The following is a 612-nucleotide window of genomic DNA, read 5'->3' on the forward strand; positions in this document are numbered from 1 at the left end:
CATAGAAACGCTTATCGGCGGCGGCCAAACCGATACCTTCGAGGTCAGTGACGGGACCACCTATAGCGGCGTTATTGACGGTGCCGGCGGTGCCAACGACGAAGTCGACTTTACCGGCGTCACCTCGGCGGTCACCGTGCGCTTTGGAGGCGGCGGGTCCGACTGGGATCTGAGCCGTATTAATGTCATTACCGGCAATGATCAAACAACCCTGGGCTTGGCAAGCGGCACCAACACCTGGACGTTGGATGGTTCTGCCTCGGGGGAAGTGGTTACCATCCCGCCGACAGGTGAGGACGCGCTATTTCAGGGAACGCTGACGTTTACCGGTGTTAGCGCCTTGCATGGCGGCAGTGGCGAGGACACCTTCGAAGCCACCGGCAATACGGTGTTTGCGGGCTTGCTGAAAGGCGGTGCCGGCTCGACGAATACTCTGGACCTGAGCGGTTTCACGGACCCGGCCACCCTAGTGTTGGGCGGTGATACCGGTGGCTGGAATTTCACGGAAATTCAGGACTTCGTGGGCAATAACGACGCTACCCTGGGCATTAGCCACGGCACCAATACCTGGACGCTAAATCAAGCTCAGGGCGGAACGCTGTCGCACAACCC

1 protein-coding gene is annotated in these 612 nt (G+C 59.6%); it reads left to right on the forward strand.

The features are described from left to right. A partial coding sequence (locus tag AAE514_RS18695; RefSeq protein WP_347333044.1) for a hypothetical protein occupies positions 1-612 on the forward strand: 612 nt, incomplete at both ends.

The sequence above is a fragment of the Marinimicrobium locisalis genome (assembly GCF_039822625.1).
In the GTDB taxonomy this organism is placed as follows: domain Bacteria; phylum Pseudomonadota; class Gammaproteobacteria; order Pseudomonadales; family Cellvibrionaceae; genus Marinimicrobium; species Marinimicrobium locisalis.